This window comes from Amylibacter sp. IMCC11727 (genome assembly GCF_029854195.1).
Taxonomy (GTDB): domain Bacteria; phylum Pseudomonadota; class Alphaproteobacteria; order Rhodobacterales; family Rhodobacteraceae; genus Amylibacter.
Genome location: NZ_CP122960.1, coordinates 1,083,266 through 1,100,609, shown reverse-complemented (window position 1 = coordinate 1,100,609; position 17,344 = coordinate 1,083,266). Strand labels below are relative to the sequence as shown.

Sequence of the window (17,344 nt, the reverse complement as noted above, 5' to 3'; positions counted from 1 at the left end):
TGTGATTTGGCTTACAGGCTCGCGTAAATCTCTTTGACGCGGGCCACTGCCTCTGCTGGTGTCATCTCAACGCTATCCCCCGTCTTACGCGAAGTGAGCTCGACCACACCATTTTTCAAACCTCTTGGACCGACTGTAATGCGCCAAGGCAATCCGATCAAATCCATTGTCGCGAACTTGCCGCCCGCCCGTTCTTTACGATCATCATAAAGCGGTTCCAAACCAGCGGCGGTAAACTCTTTGTAAAGCGCCTCGCAAGCAGCATCCGCTTCCTCGTCACCTTGTTTCAGGTTCACAATGCCCACATGATACGGCGTCACGCCTTCGGGCCAAATGATCCCTTTGTCATCGTGGCTGGCTTCGATAATCGCGCCGAGCAGTCGAGACACACCAATGCCGTGGCTGCCCATATGCACCGCCACAGGTTTGCCATCAGGCCCCTGCACCGTGGCGTTCATCGCATCGGAATACTTCGTCCCGAAATAAAAGATTTGGCCAACCTCAATACCACGCGCCGATTTGCGGCGCTCTTCTGGCACTTCGTTAAACAGTGCTTCATCATGGGTTTCATCGGTACGCGCGTATTTGGTGGTGAACTCTTCCATGATGGCTTGGCACTGTGCTTTGTCATCAAAGTCGATATCACGGTCCCCAAACGTCAGCTCTGTAACCGCGCTGTCGTAAAACACTTCGCTTTCGCCCGTTTCGGCCAACACCAAAAATTCGTGCGTATCATCGCCACCAATTGCGCCACTGTCCGCGCGCATCGGAATCGCCTGCAAGCCCATCCGCTCATAGGTGCGCAGATAGCTTACCAAATGGCGGTTATACGCATGCAGCGCGTCTTCTTTGGTCAGGTCAAAGTTATAGCCGTCCTTCATGTAGAATTCGCGCCCGCGCATCACCCCAAACCGAGGGCGGCGCTCATCGCGGAACTTCCATTGAATCTGATACATGGTCAGCGGCATGTCTTTGTAAGATGTGACATGGGCGCGGAAAATATCTGTGATCAGCTCTTCAGCGGTTGGCGTGAACAACATCTCACGCTCGTGACGATCATTAAACCGCAGCATTTCTTCGCCAAATGCCTCATACCGACCGCTTTCCTTCCACAAATCTGTGGATTGAATGGTTGGCATCAACATCGGTAAATGCCCCGCCTTGGCCTGTTCTTCATGCACAATATCTTCGATCTTACGCAGCACTTTGAACCCCAGCGGCAGCCACGAATAAATCCCAGCAGTCGCTTGTTTGATCATGCCAGCCCGCAACATATAACGGTGGCTTACAATGGATGCTTCCGCAGGGTCTTCTTTCAACACAGGCAGGAAATAACGGGACATGCGCATGGGGTCGGCTCCAATTCTTGATCACCAAAACCTCTAGGCCAAACCGAACAGCGGTGCAACACGAACTACCGTGTCACGCCCCGCCATTGCGACCAGATCACAGCCGCCATGATAATCATCCCCCCGATCACCGTGATCATCGGCGGCGTTTCGGCCAAAATCACGAACCCCAACAGAACCGCCACAGGAGTTTCTAGTGCTGAAATCAACGCCACCTCCGCAGATGGAATGCGCCGCGCGCCTTCCATCATCAGCACAGAAGCAGTGGCAAACACCGCCCCAAACGCCGTGATGATCCACCGTTCATGGGGCACAACCGCCATCGCATCCGTCAAAAACCACGCAATCGGAACCAAAACCGCTGCCGAAACCGCCGAAGGCAGCGCGGCAGGGGTCTTGGGCCAGCGGCGATACACAACAAATGAGGCCGACATCATCAAAGCCATCCAAAACGCCAGCAAATCCCCAATCCACAACCCAGATTGCACACTGCCTTTTGCCACGATGCCAACCCCAAACAGCGTGGCAAAACTCGCGATCAGCACGCGGCGGCTTGGGGCTTCACGCAAAAACAGCCACGACAAACCCGCCGTCACAAATGGTGCTGTGGCCCGGATCAAGGCGACATTTGCCACGCTCGACAATTTAAATGCGGGAATAAACGCTGCCGTACCCGAGGCCATCAACACAATCGCCAAAACTGTTGGTTTGTTCAGCCCACGAAACTCTGCCAGCAACACACCACGCAGCGCCATATAGGCCAGCGTGAATCCCGTTGCCGCAATGCCGCGCCAGAAAATCACGCTCCACGCATCCGCACTGACCCCGCGAGTGAAAATCCCCGCACTCGACCACACCACAGCCGAAATCGTCACCAAAATCACGCCAATCACATAGGTCCGATCCATGCAGGTCTCCTTCTTTGGCCCCAGTGTACAGAAACGCTACTGACAACATGTTGTCAGGAGTCCTATGCTATCCCCAAGAAAAGGAAATCCCCGATGCCCCGATCCAGCCGTATGTTCGAAATCATCCAAGTCCTGCGGTCCGCGGCAAACCCCATGACAGCTGCGCAAATAGCAACCGAGTGTGAGGTCACACCGCGCACCATCTACCGCGATATTGCCACGCTACAATCCATGCGCGTGCCGATCGAAGGGGCCGCTGGCATCGGTTACATTATGCGGCGGGGCTATGATCTGCCTCCCCTGAATTTTGATGTAGAAGAGGCCGAAGCCATCACCGTGGGTCTATCCATGATTGCCCGCACAGGGGATAAATCCCTACAAAAGGCCGCCAAACGCGCCGCCCAAAAACTGGCCGAGGCAACACCGCTGTCAGAGACTTTGTTTTCCTCCACATGGGGCGCAGCCGAACCTCATGGCATTGATCTATCCGAAATCCGCCGCGCCATTCGCGATGAAAAGAAACTGTGCATCACCTACCGCGATGCGGACGGCACAGAAACAGATCGCACCGTTTGCCCCATTTCCATCATCTATTATTCAGAGGTGATCGTGATGCCTGCGTGGTGCGAATTGCGAAATAATTTCAGGCATTTCCGCCTTGATCGGCTCGCAAATCAGCCCAAAATCAAACCAGGCGGCAATTTCATCGGAAAAAGTAGGGCCCTACGTGCGCAATGGGCTGCCGATCACGCACAGGATTTATAACGCGCCTGACCGCGCAGCGCGCCCCATAGAAGTGGCCAACTCTGCCAAACGTGCCTCAACCACTTCACCGCCGAACGCCTCGGCCTGTGGCCCAAGGCGCAGATCAAGGTGGGTATCACTTTGTGTCAATTGCGATTGGGCCAAAACCTGCGGATCCCCCCCTGCCAGGGACGCCCCCAATCGCATTGCTTGTCCAATGATCTGTGCCGATTTTTGCTCTTCGTCGTTCAGAACGCTGCGCAACGTTTTGTATTTTTCGATTTTACCGCTTTTGCGATATCGATGCAGCAGCGCCATCGCCAACATCACCCGCCCCTTATGGTCAAGTCCACCCAAATTGCCTCGCATAGCGTTGTCGAAACACTCTTCCGCGCGTGAACTTGGATCGGATCGCCAACTCACATCATGCAGCAATCCAGCCGCCAAAACCAACCGTTGCAGCCGTGGCGCGTCGGGCAACAATGGTGCAACCCACGCGGCCAAATGCGCTCCAAACCCCACAAACCGCGCCGAAGTCCGCTCCATCACACGACAGGCTTCGATCAGCGGATCACGGGCACGCACATCTGGCGGCATTTTCTCAAACAACATGCCCTCGCGCAGACCATAGCTCGATACAGAAATCCGTCTTGGGCCAAACACATCCAGCAACTGGCGCAACACTCGCGCGGCCATCGGCACCAGCGCCATGCGCGTTGCGCTCGAAGTGGACGAAGCGGCCAAGTCTTCAGGGCTCGCAGATTTGATCCAATCGAGCGTTTCGATCATCTGTGCGGGCTCCAACACATACTCATGCAACACACCGAGCGGATAGGACCGTCGGATCATGTCCACTTTGGCAATGGCGCGATACGATCCTCCCACAAGGAACAGCGTTTCATATGTGCCCGATATCTGCTTACGCAACGCGGTTAATTCTCTGCGGATATGCGCATCCACGTCCCCTTTCACATCCGCCAAACGCAACGGCGCAAGGGGCGATGTCACCTGCGTGCCAACCGTCCCGTTGGACAGTTCCGCCAATTCCATAGATGCCCCACCAATATCACTGACAAGCCCATGGGCTTCGGGGCGACCCAACAACACGCCTTGGGCCGCAAGACGCGCTTCGTCTTTGCCCGCAATCACATCAATCTTGATACCTGTTTGCGCCAACACCTCTTTACAAAACTCGCCCCCATCTCTTGCATCGCGCACCGCTGCGGTGGCCACCGCCCGCAAGGATTGCACCTCAAAACTAGCCGCCAGAGCCGCGAACCGTTGCATCGCACGCAGCGCACGGGCCCGCCCTTCTGGATGCAAAACACCTGTTTCCGAAATATCGCGCCCCAACCCGCACAGGATTTTTTCGTTGAAAAAATACGCAGGCGAGCGGGCTGCTCCGTCAAACACCACCAAACGGACAGAGTTCGACCCCACATCAATCACGCCAACCCGTTCCAGTTCTGCAAACTTTGTTGTTATTTGCACGGTGGGTTAACCTTCATTGCTGTGCATCAACTTTGGCACATCTTTCGCGCCAACCGAACCACGGCCAGACAGCGACGGATTTTCCATGAAAAACTTGTGGCAATTGAACCAAGCTGATCCGTCCCCTTCCAAGTCGCGAACATAAGTGCCATCGGGCTGCAACACCCAAGAATTTACCTGATCGGCCAGATTGGCAGCCATGATTTGGCTCATGATCTGGGCATGCACAGTTTTGTTGGTTATCGGCACGAGCGATTCCACGCGGCGTTTCAAATTGCGCCCCATCCAATCGGCCGATGACATGAACACTTTGGCGTTTTTGCTAGGCAATCCAAACCCATTGCCAAAGCACACAATCCGCGAATGTTCCAAAAACCTGCCAACAATGGATTTTACGCGGATATTGTCGCTTAATCCCTTGATACCGGGACGCAAACCGCAAATCCCACGCACAACCAGATCAATTTTCACACCTGCCTGCGACGCGCGATAAAGGGCATCAATCACATCGCCATCAATCAGCGCGTTCATCTTGGCCCAGATTGTGCCAGGCTTTCCTTGTGCCACCGCATCCACTTCGTTTTGGATCATCCCCAGCAGATCATTTTTCAGATACAGCGGCGACACGGACAGTTTACTCAGCCCTTCTGGCTGCACATAGCCAGAGATGTAATTAAACACTTTCGTCGCATCATGGCCTAAATCCCGATCACAAGTGAAAAACGAAAGGTCGGTGTAAAATTTGGCTGTGATAGGATGATAATTCCCTGTTCCAAAGTGTGTGTATGTGACCAGCGCATCGCCTTCGCGCCGCACAACAGTGGACAGTTTCGCGTGGGTTTTTAGATCAATAAATCCGTAAACCACATGCGCCCCTGCCCGTTCCAAACGCCGCGATTGACGGATGTTTGCGGCCTCATCAAATCGGGCTTTCAATTCCACCAATGCGGTCACAGATTTTCCGTTTTCCGCAGCCTCACACAACGCCTCGACAATCGGGCTTTCGTTAGATGTACGATACAGCGTCTGTTTGATCGCCACCACATCGGGATCGCGCGCTGCTTGGCGCAGAAACTCCACCACGATGTCAAAGGTTTCGTAAGGATGATGTAGCAGCATATCTTTTTGGCGAATGGCCGCAAAAATATCCCCTTCAAAGTCCTGCACCCGTTCTGGCACACGCGGTTTAAACCGCTGCCATTGCAGATCGGCACGGCTGTCCAAAATCACCGCAGCAAGGTCTGAAACCCCCAGCAGACCGTCCACTTCAATCACATCAGATTTTTTAAGCCCCAAAGACTCGAGGATCACATTGGTCAGCCCACTCGGTGCCCCTGTGGACAGAGTCATGCGGATCACTTCGCCTCGACGACGACGTTTCAGCGCGGTTTCAAATTCGCGCACCAAATCCTCAGCTTCGTCTTCAAGTTCTAAATCACTGTCGCGTAGCAATCGGAACGAACAATGCCCAACAATGCCATAGCCTGGAAACAGTTGATCCAAAAACTCTAGCAAGACCTCTTCGAGCATGATCAACCGTTGTGTGCCCGCCAAACCATCTGGCAGCGCCACAAACCGCTGCACCTGCGCGGGGATAGGCAGCAAAGATTGCAAAACGCGTTTGTCTTTCTTGCGCCGCAACTCCAACGCCAACGTTAGACCTGTATTCGGGATAAACGGAAACGGATGCGCAGGATCAATGGCCAACGGCGTTAGGATCGGAAAAATCTGTTCCACAAACACTTGTTTTAGATGCGCGCGATCCTCTTCTGACAGTTTATCACGGGTTAAAATATCAATCCCATCGCGCTTTATCTCGGCCATCAGATCGACCCAGACATCTTGTTGGGTTTGCATCAAACAACGGGCATCCAGATCAATGGCATCCAATTGCTGCTGGGGCGTCTTCCCATCAAGGGCTGGTCGTTGAATATTATTGCGCACCATTTCGCGCAGACCTGCCACACGCACGGTGTAAAATTCATCAAGGTTCGTACCAGAAATCGACAGCATTTTTACCCGTTCCAGCAGGGGCAAACGCGGGTTTTGCGCCTCTTCCAAAACGCGGGTGTTAAACGCGAGCCAGCTCAGCTCGCGATTAAAAAACCGCGCGGAACTGGTGATATCCAACTCGGGCACTTCAACCGCTTCTGGTGTTGGGTTGTGCAGAAAATCTGGCTCGATATGTGACGATACCACGGGGCTATCCTTCATGTGTCCAACTCCATTTGCGCAAGAATTTCACGCACCATTCCCTGCCCAATTGGCTTTTTGCGTTGCAAAGACAGATGGTCCATCTGTCCCACCAGATCGCGCATCCCGACAAAGGACCGCTCCGCGCGGCGCAGGATGTAATCCACAACGCCTGGCTCCACCTGCAACTGCCGATCCGCGCATTGTTTCAAAAACACCGCTGCCAAAAGCCTATCATCTGGCGCGCCCAATTGCACGAGCAAGCTGCCCTGAATGCGGCTCGCCAGATCGGGCAGGCCAATGGCCCAACCGCTTGGCACGCCCTGTCCTGTCATCAACAGCGGCCGTTCCTGTTGGGCTTGGATATTATGCAAGTGAAACAACCGTTCTTCCTGCGCGCGCTGTCCAGCAATGGCATGCACGTTTTCCACACACACCGCGCCACCGATATCGCGTGCATCCCAGTCGCCATTCGCTGCAATCACCGATCCCTCAACCATCTCGGCCCAAATCTGTGCCAAATGGGATTTACCCGCGCCCGCTGGTCCAGCCAAAACCATTTTACCCAAGGGCCAAGTGGGCCAGCTTTCGATAGCAGCCACAGCCGCTTCGTTCGCAGCAGAGCGGAAAAAATCATCCCGTCCGAACGCCGTTTTAACCGGCAGATCGAACACCAGTTGTTCAGCCATCGCCGTTGTCTTTCTGGCCCGACATCCCCGTGTACAATCGCCCGTCCAAATATTGGCTTACACCAAATCGGAAGAACACGCCCAGCATGGCCGCAACAGGAACCGCAATCAGCATCCCTGTGAACCCCAAAAAGCTGCCAAAGGCAGACAGTGCAAACATCAACCAAACAGGATGCAACCCAACGGACCGTCCAACCAGTTTCGGGGTCAAAAAGTTACCTTCCAGCATCTGACCAATCACAAAGATCACCAAAACCGCGACAATCCAAATCGGATCATCCCAAAACTGAAACAACGCCAGTCCGATGGACAACACGCCCCCAATGATCGATCCCACATAAGGGATAAAGGTTAACAGTCCCGCAATCAGGCCAACCACCACGCCAAATTGTAGCCCGACCAGCATCAAAGCCACCGCATAAAATGCACCCAAAATGCTGCAAACCGTCAATTGGCCACGCACGAATCCTGCCAGAACATTGTCCACCTGCCGCGCCAAATCGCGCACCGTTTCCAAATGATCGCGCGGAATCCAGCCATCAATCGTGGCGATCATACGATCCCAATCGAGCAGCATGTAAAATGCCACGACTGGGGCGACGACCATGAAAATGGCCACATCCACAATGGTAAACGCAGACGCCAGCAACGCATTTGCCAAATCCCCACCCTTGGAGCGCACAAATTCAATGACGGAATTCAACCCCTGCAACACTGCAGACCCTTCTTTAAAAGCCTCAGGAAAGCGTTCTTTGATAAAGGTTTGCAGTTGCGCCACATACTCAGGCAACGCCGACACAAATCCCGCCGTTTGGCGCACCAGCAATGGGATCAAAACAATCAGTAAGATCAGGATGACCACCACCGCCACAAGCGTAATCACTGTGGTCGCCACACTGCGCGACAAACCCGCCGCTTCCAGTCGATCCGCAACAGGGTCCAGAAAATACGCAATCGCCATGCCCGTGATGAACGGCAACAACACATTGCCCATCACCCAAAGGCACAGCAGAAAGACCACCGCACCGATGCCCCAATACCGCACCTGTTCATTTGTGCTCAACGCCATGATAACTCCGCAAAAAATTCAAGACTCACATGTACCCTAATCCGTGCGCGAAAACAATTGATCCACCGCTCTTGCATCCGCATTCGGGCTGAGGTTACCTCGCAGCACCAAAAGAAAAGGCCACCCCATGCCCAAAACCCGCGTTGCCCTAGAAATTGGTCACGGCACATCACTGCGCCGAATGGACTATACCGCCGCCGCCCGCCGCGCCATTCAAAACGCACTTTGGCGCAATTCATTAACGGTCGCACCCGCTTTCGGCTTCCCCAAAGAAGCCATGATCGTGGATGTAGACATCGCGGTACAACACCCTGATAAAGTGGACACAGACGCGCTCAAAGACATGTTTCCTTACGGCCAAATCGCGATCACGGCTTCTCACGGCGGCCTTGATATCGCCAAACCCACCAACACGGATCACACCGTCATCGCCAACGCCGCAATCGTCGTTTCTTTTGATATGGAGCCTGCATAATGGATCACCGTATCATCCTTGAAACAGGCATCGGCACAGACCTTTACGGCCAAGACTACACCAAAGCCGCGATCCGCGCCGTGAATGATGCCATCCGTCATTCCTCGCTCACCTTGTTCACGGAACTGAACCTCGACCACAAACAAATGACGGTTAAGGTCACCATCGGTGTTCAAGATCCAGACGCGCTCGACACCGCGCGTGTTGCTGCGGAATTGCCGCGTGGCAACGCTCAGGTCACGGCAATCAAGGGCGGCCAAAACATCCCCTCTGCCGATGGAACAACAGCCAGCGTCATCGCAACCGCCGCAATCGAAGCCTATTACCCCATCGACCAGTCGGCGTATAAACTTTCAAAATAATCCGACATCCCGCGTCGCATTCGGCATTGCGCCCCGTATAACGGGATGTACCTTTTGGGGAGTAGCAGGAGCCGCAGATGACAGATTTAAAAGGCAAACGCGTGTTACTCACCGGCGCCGCTGGCGGGATCGGGCAGGCCGTTGTACGGCGTTTCCAATCCGCTGGGGCAACCGTGCTTGGTGTCGATATCAAAGACAGCGTGGCGGATCATTCAATCACCGGCGATCTGATGGACGCCACATTCTGCGACGCTCTCCCAACCCATGCTGCCGATGTATTGGGTGGCCTCGACATCCTTATCAATAACGCAGGCATCATCACACGGGGCGACATCACGCAAGCCACTGACACCGATTTCGCCCGCACCATGGCCATCAATGTGGAGGCCCCGTTCCGCCTCTGCCGCGCGGCTATTCCCATCATGGCCGCAACTGGGGGCGGTGCCATCGTCAACACATCGTCCTGCTGGGGCGTTCACCCTGGCCCGAACCATCCCGTCTACGTCATGTCCAAAGCCGCCGTCGCGTCGATGACCCAATGCCTCGGCATGGACCACGCTCATCAAGGTATCCGCGTCAACGCCGTCTGCCCAAACGAGGTCAACACTCCAATGATCCGCACGGGTTTCAAAATTCGTGGCATGGACCCTGACAAAGCCATCGCAGAATTGAATGCCTCTGTCCCCCTTGGCCGCATTGCCGAGCCTGAAGACATCGCCGATGTGATCCTCTTCCTCGCCTCGGATCAGTCCCGCTACATGTGCGGCGCACTCCTCGAGGTAAACGGAGGAAAACCCGTCAAATGATCGACTTCAATGGAAAAATCGTTCTTATCACAGGCGGGCGCAGTGGCATCGGCGCGGCCACCGCAGACAGGTTCGCCGGCCTTGGCGCAACAGTCTTCACCGCCCAGCGCGGCACGGACCCAACCCACACCAGCATCACCGCAGATTTCCTTGATCCAACCGCACCACAAAACGTCATCGACCAGATCATCGCGCGAACAGGAAGACTCGATATCCTTGTCAACAACGCGGGCCTGATGATTGAAGGCACCACCCTTGAAACCAGCGAACAAGACTGGGCCAACACCATTCAGGTTAACCTCACCGCGCCCTTTTTACTGACCAAATCCGCCCTGCCCCACCTGATCAAATCCGCTGGCAATATCGTCAATATTGGTTCCATCGAAGGGCTCGGCTCGAACCCACGCCACCCTGCTTATTGCGCTTCAAAAGCAGGCCTGCATGGCCTGACCCGCGCCATTGCGGTTGATCATGGCCCAGATGGAATACGCTGCAATGCCGTGGCCCCAGGCTGGATCGACACCGATCTCAACACAGCCTTCATCGAAAGCTTGGGCGACCCAGCAGAGTTTCGCAAGAAAATCGGCGGCATTCACCCCGTCGGTCGCACGGGTGCCCCGAGCGAGGTTGCAAATCTTGTCACTTGGCTCGCCTCAGACGAAGCTGCCTTTGTCACTGGTCAAATCTGGACAATCGACGGCGGCAGAATGGCAAAACTCAGCCTACCCTAAAGCGTTTCGCTTAAAAAACCGTCGCATCAGCCTTTCGCGAAATGCAATAATCCCCACATTTCTTTCGACTAAAATATCCAAAATCGCTTTTGCCCAAGCAAAAGCTCCCAAGCACATGCGCAGCATACAATTAAACAGGCCGATTAAACTGAGCGATGCAAAACGTAATCCACATCGTCCCCAACCTCGGCCGTAAAGCTCATGCCCAACCGCTCCATCAACGCAATGGATCGCGCATTGTCTTTGTGCGCACCTGCAATAATCTGATCTAGTCCAAGATCATCAAACAGATAGCCAATCAACGCCCGCACAGCCGCCTCGGCCAGCCCTTTGCCTTGCGCACCTTGTGCCAATGTCACACCAATCTCTGCTTCGGGTTTATCCGCGCTGACAAAAACACCCATGTCCCCGATCAGCTCACCGTCCAAATCAACACCAATCTGAGACCATTGTCCTTTCACAAACAACGCGGCTTTGGACATGTGCTGTAAAAACCCTGCGGCCTTTTCATCATCCATACGGTCCCAGTCTTGAAACCGACCCACTTCTGGGTCTTGGCGATAGGCTTGAAACGCCGCCAAATCTGCAGGCGAAAGGCGGCGCAGTACCACGCCCTTTGTGCCTTTGATCACAAAGTCAGACAAACTGCTCGCGGATCAACCGCTCTTCCAAGCCGTGTTCTGGATCAAACAGCAACCGATGAGAAATATCTGGCGCGCTTTGGATTTCCACCCATTCCACAGCGCGGGCATCAAAACTGTCTGCCACCGCTTGCACAGGGCGTTTATCTGATTCCAACACTTCGATTCGCACTTTCGCACGCATCGGCAACAAAGCCCCACGCCAGCGCCGTGGGCGAAACGCTGCAACGGCCGTCAGCGCCAAAATCTCCGCCCCGATGGGTAAAATCGGACCATGCGCAGAATAGTTGTAGGCGGTTGAACCCGCTGGGGTTGCCAACAGCGCCCCATCACACACCAGCTCAGACAGCCGCTCTTTGCCATCCACCAAAATTCGCAGTTTGGCCGCTTGGGGCCCTTTGCGCAGCAAAGATACTTCGTTGATGGCCAAACCTTCGCGTTCTTCGCCATCAACACCATGTGCCGTCATGCGCAGCGGATGGATCACGGTTTCCTCGGCCAGCGCCAGCCGATCCTCTAACCCGTCTTCGGAATATTCATTCATCAAAAACCCAACTGTCCCACGGTTCATTCCGTAAACAGGCGCACGCAGACCTTGGGTTTCGTGTAAAGTGGACAGCATAAAACCATCCCCCCCCAACGCGACGATCAAATCCGCTTGCACAGGGGACACATGCCCATACCGCTGCACCAAAGCCGCGCGGGCGTCTTGGGCCATTTCGGCTTTGCTGGCCAAAAAACTGATCTTTTTAAATCGCATCACCTGCGCCTTTTTGATTGTCTTGCGTTACCATCCCTGCACAGCCCCACCAGCGCAAGCGAAACTGCGGGTCGGTTCGGCCAAATCCTTCAAAAAATTGGCTTATTGCATACCATCGCACACAAAGAATCGGCTTATTTGCGACAGTTTGCACCTTTGCTTTTGGAGTGATTCCCCATATTCCGTCCGCCAAGAATACAAATCCGTCGCATCTGGAACTTCTGGAACCGACGGCACCAATTATACCCTGCGGCAATCGCCCTCCAACAACAGGATGCACTTATGACAAACGTACGCGACGCTGGCTTCTTCACCGAAGACCTATCCACCCGTGACCCAGAGATTTTTGGCTCCATCACTAACGAACTTGGTCGTCAACGGGACGAAATTGAACTGATCGCATCCGAAAACATTGTATCCAAGGCCGTTATGCAGGCCCAAGGGTCGGTGATGACGAACAAATATGCCGAAGGCTATCCTGGGCGTCGCTACTACGGCGGGTGTCAGTTCGTTGATGTGGCAGAAAACCTCGCTATTGAGCGTGCGAAACAACTGTTCAACTGTGAATTTGCTAACGTGCAACCAAACTCGGGTTCCCAAGCAAACCAAGGTGTAATGCAGGCGCTCTTGCAACCAGGCGACACAATCCTTGGCATGTCTTTGGACGCAGGGGGCCACCTGACACACGGCGCGAAGCCAAACCAATCAGGCAAGTGGTTCAACGCTGTTCAATACGGCGTGCGCAAGCAAGACAACCTCTTGGATTATGACCAAGTCCAAGAATTGGCCAACGAACATCAGCCAAAAATGATCATCGCGGGTGGTTCTGCGATCCCACGCCAAATCGACTTTGCCAAAATGCGCGAAATCGCAGACAGCGTTGGTGCATACTTGCACGTGGACATGGCCCACTTTGCGGGCCTCGTGGCGGCTGGCGTTCACCCGTCCCCATTCCCACACGCCCACGTTGCCACAACAACCACGCACAAAACACTGCGCGGCCCACGTGGTGGCATGATCGTCACAAATGACGAAGCACTGGCCAAGAAATTCAACTCTGCCATCTTCCCTGGCATCCAAGGCGGCCCCTTGATGCACGTTATCGCGGGCAAAGCCGTTGCTTTTGGCGAAGCCTTGCGCCCAGAGTTCAAAGCCTACCAACAACAAGTGGTGAAAAACGCCCAAGCTCTGGCAGACCAGCTGATGAAAGGTGGTCTTGATATCGTTACTGGCGGCACAGACACACACGTGATGCTCGTCGATCTGCGCCCCAAAGGTGTAACTGGCAACATCACAGACGCCGCCCTTGGCCGCGCCCACATCACAACAAACAAAAACGGCATCCCGTTTGACCCAGAAAAACCAACCGTGACCTCAGGCATCCGCCTTGGCACACCGGCGGGCACAACCCGCGGCTTTGGCGAAGCAGAGTTCCGTGAAATCGGTGATCTGATCGTCGAAGTGGTGGACGGCTTGGCCGCAAACGGCCCAGACAACAACGGCGCAGTCGAAGCCGCTGTCAAAGCCAAAGTGGCCGATCTTTGCGGGCGCTTCCCAATCTACGAAGGCATGTAAGCCCTTCACCCAAAACTTCTGCAAAGCCGCGCCATCTGGTGCGGCTTTCTTTTTGGCGCCCTCCCAAGGCTGCCAATTGCATCTTTGACGCAAAACCGTTCTACTCCATATTATTGCAGGTCCGCATTGGATCAATCTCATAGAACAGGCTTTCGCGTGATCAGAATACTCTCCGCCCTCATCCTTATTGCAACGACCATCAGCACCCACGCTCAAGAGGTGATACCGCTCAAAGATATCGGTGGTTTGCACTCGGCTTATGTTGTGCCGCGTGACACATTCAATCGCGTTGATGTGCAGCTCATTGTGCTGTCGGGATCTTATGATGACGACGAAGTTTCCGGCACGGCCCACTTTCTTGAACATCTCGCGGCGTTTTCGGCAGACACTTACGTTCTGCGCGAGCCCCGCGCACGAGACCTGTTTGCCAAGACAAGTTCGGTCGCCACCATCTACACCAACTCTGGCGCACCAAACGACATTGACCGCCTGATGAAACTGTCCCGCGCCGTATTGAACGATCCTGTTCTGCCCAAAGATTTCCTTGAAAGCGAAATCAAAATTGTCGAACGCGAAACCCTTTTGCGTGAACGCCAATACCCCACTCGCTGGCTACGCCGGATCAATCTGCAAAACCTTTATGGGTCAAAACGCGGACGTGCCAACAATATGATCGAGGACCTGCCGCGCCTTAACTTGCAAACGGCGCTGGAATTTCACAAAAAACACTATGCGCCAGCCAATGTCATGGTTTTGATATCGGGGAAAATTTCGCCCGAACAAGCAGCTGCCAAGGTGAAAGAGTATTTTGGCGACACCGAACAGTCCACCGCACCCGAAAAATGGTGGCTCAACGAAAAGCCCGATCCAAACCTGCGCCACAAAGAAAGCCTGTCCTCTGATCGCCTACAGGACAACATCATCATTTATTCCAAATTCATTGATTTGGATTGGGTGGACACCTCTATTGATTTGCAGGGCGAATTTTTTATCGGCGTCTCGATTTTCCAATCCCGTATCCGCGAAGCCTTAATGTTCAACCGTTTTGATTTTCAATCCGTCGGCACAGATTTCTTTATGGCCAAAAACGGCGATACGGAAATGAACACCTTTATCGAACCGATGCCTGGCGTGGATTTTGAAACGGCCTTGGCTACATTTGAAAACACCTTCAATGCTTTGTTGGACAAACCAGTCACGGCCGAAGAAATCGACACAGCCCGCAAACGTAATGCCGCCCACGCCAAAGGAGCCGCCCGTGGCTCACAGGATTTCTTGCGCTTTTTGGAAAACGTGGCCTCTGACGGGCTACCGCCCATATCTCCAGGCACATATGCGAAACTGATCGAAGACACGACAGACGCCGAAGTCCTGCGCTTCATTGAAAAACTGATCGAACCCTCCGCGACTTCGATCCTCTTTGCAGCGAAGGAAGATTAAAATGAAACGCATTCACATGATCCTCGCCGCATTTGCCTTGTTTGCAACGCCACTCGCCGCGCAAACCGAATTGGTGGCCAGCAAGATTTCTCCCAAATACGCAAGCCTGCGTCCGTTAACCAATGGGCTATCGGCAATTTCACTGATGTGGCCGCTCAACAGTTTGGCTGAAAATCGGATCGAAGCCACCCATGCGGGTCTCGCCACAATTGTCCGCGGCCCCACGTCCGAAATGTCAGAGTTTGAGGCAGACACCTATCGCGAAATCAACGGCATCGATCTTGGCATTACCCTTTTGCCCAATCATATCATGCTGACCCTCTCGGCCCCGTCTGATGGCTTTGCAGAGGCAATCGGACACATGTCCGACCTCATGACCAGTCCCAATTTTTCGCGGCAGTGGTACGCCCGCCAGATCGTGCAACAACGCCCGCTGCTCGCCACAAAAACCCGTCGTCCAGATAATGTGACAGGGGTTCTAAGCGACTTTATCCTATTCCCTGAAGAAGATGATGGAACCGACATCGCAAACCTGAGCTTTCAGTTTGGTATGCCAAGCCAAATCGTTGTGCGCCACGAGGGCGATGTACAGGGCGATGTGACTGCCTTCTTGCGCAAACTGCCCCGCCAGAACTCCGACATGGACCAACCCAAAGCAAAAATTACCGACCTCCCCAAAGGCGTGATTTTCGCCCCAGACGCGTCCAGCCGCGAAACTCTGATGTTTTTGGTGAAATCCGAAACATTTGACGGTGCAGAAGATTTCGTCGGGGCCAATATGCTGATGGATTACATGGGGGCTTATCAAGGATCAGAAATGTTCCGCGTCATCCGCCAAGAACTCCGCGCAGCCTATAATCCAACCGCAGATTTTGAACAGCTTGGCAAAAACCGCGCTTTGATGTCCCTCTCGGCGACGGTGCAATCCAGTGAATGGCCAATGATCCTTGAAGAGATGAAAGCCATCTACAACCGTGTGCGCGACAGCGATGCAACAGACCAAGGAATGCGAAACGTCAAACGCCGCGCCCTGAATGGACTTGATTACCACTTTTCCACCAACGCCCGTTGGGGCGCCAGCAAATACATGGATGAATACACCGATGCGGCTTCAGGACAAATCCGCTTTCCTGTATTCACCGCTGTCGTAAACGCCGACGTCGAAAAAATTCGCGACAACGCAAAGGATCATCTACCCCCGTTAGACGACTACCTTTTGATCCTGATCGGTGGCTCTAATCTTCCGCCCGAAGCAATGAAAGCGGATGGATATTGTGAACAGCCGTTGTCCAAACCACTGCGCCATTGTCTTACCCAGTTGCGCTAGGGCCTGTTAACACTATCGAAATCTCTCCAGTTTCAGTCGAATTTTCGCCAGAACAAGGCATCTGACCGCAGGAATAGGGGTCTATTTCAAGGGCAGATAACACAGGTCTGGCGAAAATTCGCGAAACCCTTAGGGGTGCGGCGGATTTTGCCCGGCCCTGTGTTAACTGGCCCTAATCAATCGGCGCACCATTCCAACATAGGTTTCTGCGATGGCGGCACGATCCAATCGCCCGCCGTCGCGATACCATGTGTTTACTCCCGTCAGCATCGCCAGAACCGCGAGTGTGGTCATCTTGCCGTCATCCTGCGTCACACCGCAATCTTGCAAGATGCGCTCTAATATCCGCTCATAGTCCGCACGCAACCCTTCGATCACGGCGAAATTCTCTGGGGTCAGATTGCGCAGTTCCATATAGGAAATGAACACTGCGTCCACGCGATCCAAATGATGGTGGATGTGAAACCGCACAAACTTATCAAGCTGCTCAAGCCCACTGCCATCACCCGCCACGTCTGACCAAGCCGCCAACAACTCTTCCATGTGAACCTGCATCAATTCGAACAACAGGCTTTGTTTGTCAGGGGTATATCGATACAGCGCCCCCGCCTGCACACCCACCTCTGCCGCGATCTGGCGCATAGAGACGGCAGCATAGCCATCGCGGGCAAACAAGCGCAACGCTGCCGCCCGCACCAGGGGCCGTGTTTTTTGCGAACTTGAACCAGATTTGCGTGCCATGCGGCGTCCCTTTGCTGCTAAGTCCCAAATGAAATGAACACCT

At 54.1% G+C, this 17,344-nt stretch carries 17 protein-coding genes; 8 read left to right on the top strand and 9 right to left on the bottom strand.

Features of this window, described 5'->3' with window-relative positions; all coding sequences use genetic code 11:
- Positions 1-11: 11 nt before the first annotated feature.
- Together proS and QBD29_RS05690 are read right to left on the bottom strand one after the other, a co-directional pair.
- Positions 12-1,349: a proline--tRNA ligase gene (gene proS / locus QBD29_RS05695; protein ID WP_280100348.1), complete on the bottom strand. Its 1,338-nt coding sequence runs from the start codon at positions 1,347-1,349 to the stop codon at positions 12-14.
- 65 nt (positions 1,350-1,414) lie between these two features.
- Positions 1,415-2,257, bottom strand: a complete 843-nt coding sequence (locus tag QBD29_RS05690) for an EamA family transporter (RefSeq protein ID WP_280100347.1) — start codon at positions 2,255-2,257, stop codon at positions 1,415-1,417.
- Between the two features lie 93 nt (positions 2,258-2,350).
- Between QBD29_RS05690 and QBD29_RS05685 the strand changes: the two genes are divergently transcribed.
- Positions 2,351-3,022: a YafY family protein gene (locus QBD29_RS05685; protein WP_280100346.1), complete on the top strand. Its 672-nt coding sequence runs from the start codon at positions 2,351-2,353 to the stop codon at positions 3,020-3,022.
- Here the strand turns inward: QBD29_RS05685 and QBD29_RS05680 are convergent.
- From QBD29_RS05680 to QBD29_RS05665, 4 genes are read right to left on the bottom strand one after another with little or no spacing between them, the layout of a single operon-like run.
- Positions 3,017-4,492, bottom strand: coding sequence for a Ppx/GppA family phosphatase (locus QBD29_RS05680; protein WP_280100345.1), 1,476 nt, complete (start codon positions 4,490-4,492; stop codon positions 3,017-3,019). The two genes, QBD29_RS05685 and QBD29_RS05680, sit on opposite strands and share 6 nt — an antisense overlap.
- Before the next feature lie 6 nt (positions 4,493-4,498).
- Complete coding sequence (locus QBD29_RS05675; RefSeq protein WP_280100344.1) at positions 4,499-6,706, bottom strand: RNA degradosome polyphosphate kinase; 2,208 nt, start codon at positions 6,704-6,706, stop codon at positions 4,499-4,501.
- Positions 6,703-7,374, bottom strand: a complete 672-nt coding sequence (locus tag QBD29_RS05670) for a DnaA/Hda family protein (RefSeq protein ID WP_280100343.1) — start codon at positions 7,372-7,374, stop codon at positions 6,703-6,705. The genes QBD29_RS05675 and QBD29_RS05670 overlap by 4 nt, the downstream gene beginning before the upstream one ends.
- Positions 7,367-8,443 carry an AI-2E family transporter gene (locus QBD29_RS05665; protein ID WP_280100342.1) on the bottom strand — a complete coding sequence of 359 codons (1,077 nt, stop codon included), beginning with the start codon at positions 8,441-8,443 and terminating at the stop codon, positions 7,367-7,369. Before QBD29_RS05665 ends, QBD29_RS05670 begins: the two co-directional genes overlap by 8 nt.
- A gap of 127 nt (positions 8,444-8,570) precedes the next feature.
- Between QBD29_RS05665 and QBD29_RS05660 the strand changes: the two genes are divergently transcribed.
- The 4 genes from QBD29_RS05660 to QBD29_RS05645 all read left to right on the top strand — a co-directional run bounded on the left by QBD29_RS05660 (position 8,571) and on the right by QBD29_RS05645 (position 10,817).
- A complete protein-coding gene (locus QBD29_RS05660) occupies positions 8,571-8,918 on the top strand; it encodes a Lin0512 family protein (protein ID WP_280100341.1) in 348 nt (115 codons plus the stop codon).
- On the top strand, positions 8,918-9,280 hold the full coding sequence (locus QBD29_RS05655; protein WP_347936328.1) for a Lin0512 family protein: 363 nt from the start codon (positions 8,918-8,920) through the stop codon (positions 9,278-9,280). Before QBD29_RS05660 ends, QBD29_RS05655 begins: the two co-directional genes overlap by 1 nt.
- 77 nt (positions 9,281-9,357) lie before the next feature.
- Entirely contained in the window at positions 9,358-10,086 is a 729-nt protein-coding gene (locus QBD29_RS05650; RefSeq protein ID WP_280100340.1) for an SDR family oxidoreductase, read from the top strand.
- Positions 10,083-10,817 (top strand): SDR family oxidoreductase, encoded by a 735-nt coding sequence (locus QBD29_RS05645; RefSeq protein ID WP_280100339.1) that lies wholly within the window; start codon positions 10,083-10,085, stop codon positions 10,815-10,817. The genes QBD29_RS05650 and QBD29_RS05645 overlap by 4 nt, the downstream gene beginning before the upstream one ends.
- 143 nt (positions 10,818-10,960) lie before the next feature.
- Here QBD29_RS05645 and QBD29_RS05640 read toward each other — a convergent pair whose 3' ends face one another.
- Positions 10,961-11,461 carry a GNAT family N-acetyltransferase gene (locus tag QBD29_RS05640; RefSeq protein ID WP_280100338.1) on the bottom strand — a complete coding sequence of 167 codons (501 nt, stop codon included), beginning with the start codon at positions 11,459-11,461 and terminating at the stop codon, positions 10,961-10,963.
- Positions 11,454-12,218, bottom strand: coding sequence for an NAD kinase (locus QBD29_RS05635; RefSeq protein ID WP_280100337.1), 765 nt, complete (start codon positions 12,216-12,218; stop codon positions 11,454-11,456). The genes QBD29_RS05640 and QBD29_RS05635 overlap by 8 nt, the downstream gene beginning before the upstream one ends.
- A gap of 282 nt (positions 12,219-12,500) precedes the next feature.
- Here QBD29_RS05635 and glyA point away from each other — a divergent pair, with 282 nt between their 5' ends.
- From glyA to QBD29_RS05620, 3 genes are all read left to right on the top strand, one after another.
- On the top strand, positions 12,501-13,793 hold the full coding sequence (gene glyA / locus QBD29_RS05630) for a serine hydroxymethyltransferase (RefSeq protein WP_280100336.1): 1,293 nt from the start codon (positions 12,501-12,503) through the stop codon (positions 13,791-13,793).
- Positions 13,794-13,949: 156 nt separating this feature from the next.
- Positions 13,950-15,233 (top strand): insulinase family protein, encoded by a 1,284-nt coding sequence (locus tag QBD29_RS05625; RefSeq protein ID WP_280100335.1) that lies wholly within the window; start codon positions 13,950-13,952, stop codon positions 15,231-15,233.
- Position 15,234: 1 nt separating this feature from the next.
- The gene (locus tag QBD29_RS05620) at positions 15,235-16,560 is read left to right on the top strand and encodes an insulinase family protein (protein WP_280100334.1); all 1,326 of its coding nucleotides are present in this window, start codon (positions 15,235-15,237) and stop codon (positions 16,558-16,560) included.
- A gap of 162 nt (positions 16,561-16,722) precedes the next feature.
- On the opposite strand, the gene QBD29_RS05615 is transcribed toward QBD29_RS05620, so the two are convergent.
- Positions 16,723-17,301: a TetR/AcrR family transcriptional regulator gene (locus QBD29_RS05615; RefSeq protein WP_280100333.1), complete on the bottom strand. Its 579-nt coding sequence runs from the start codon at positions 17,299-17,301 to the stop codon at positions 16,723-16,725.
- Positions 17,302-17,344 lie beyond the last annotated feature (43 nt).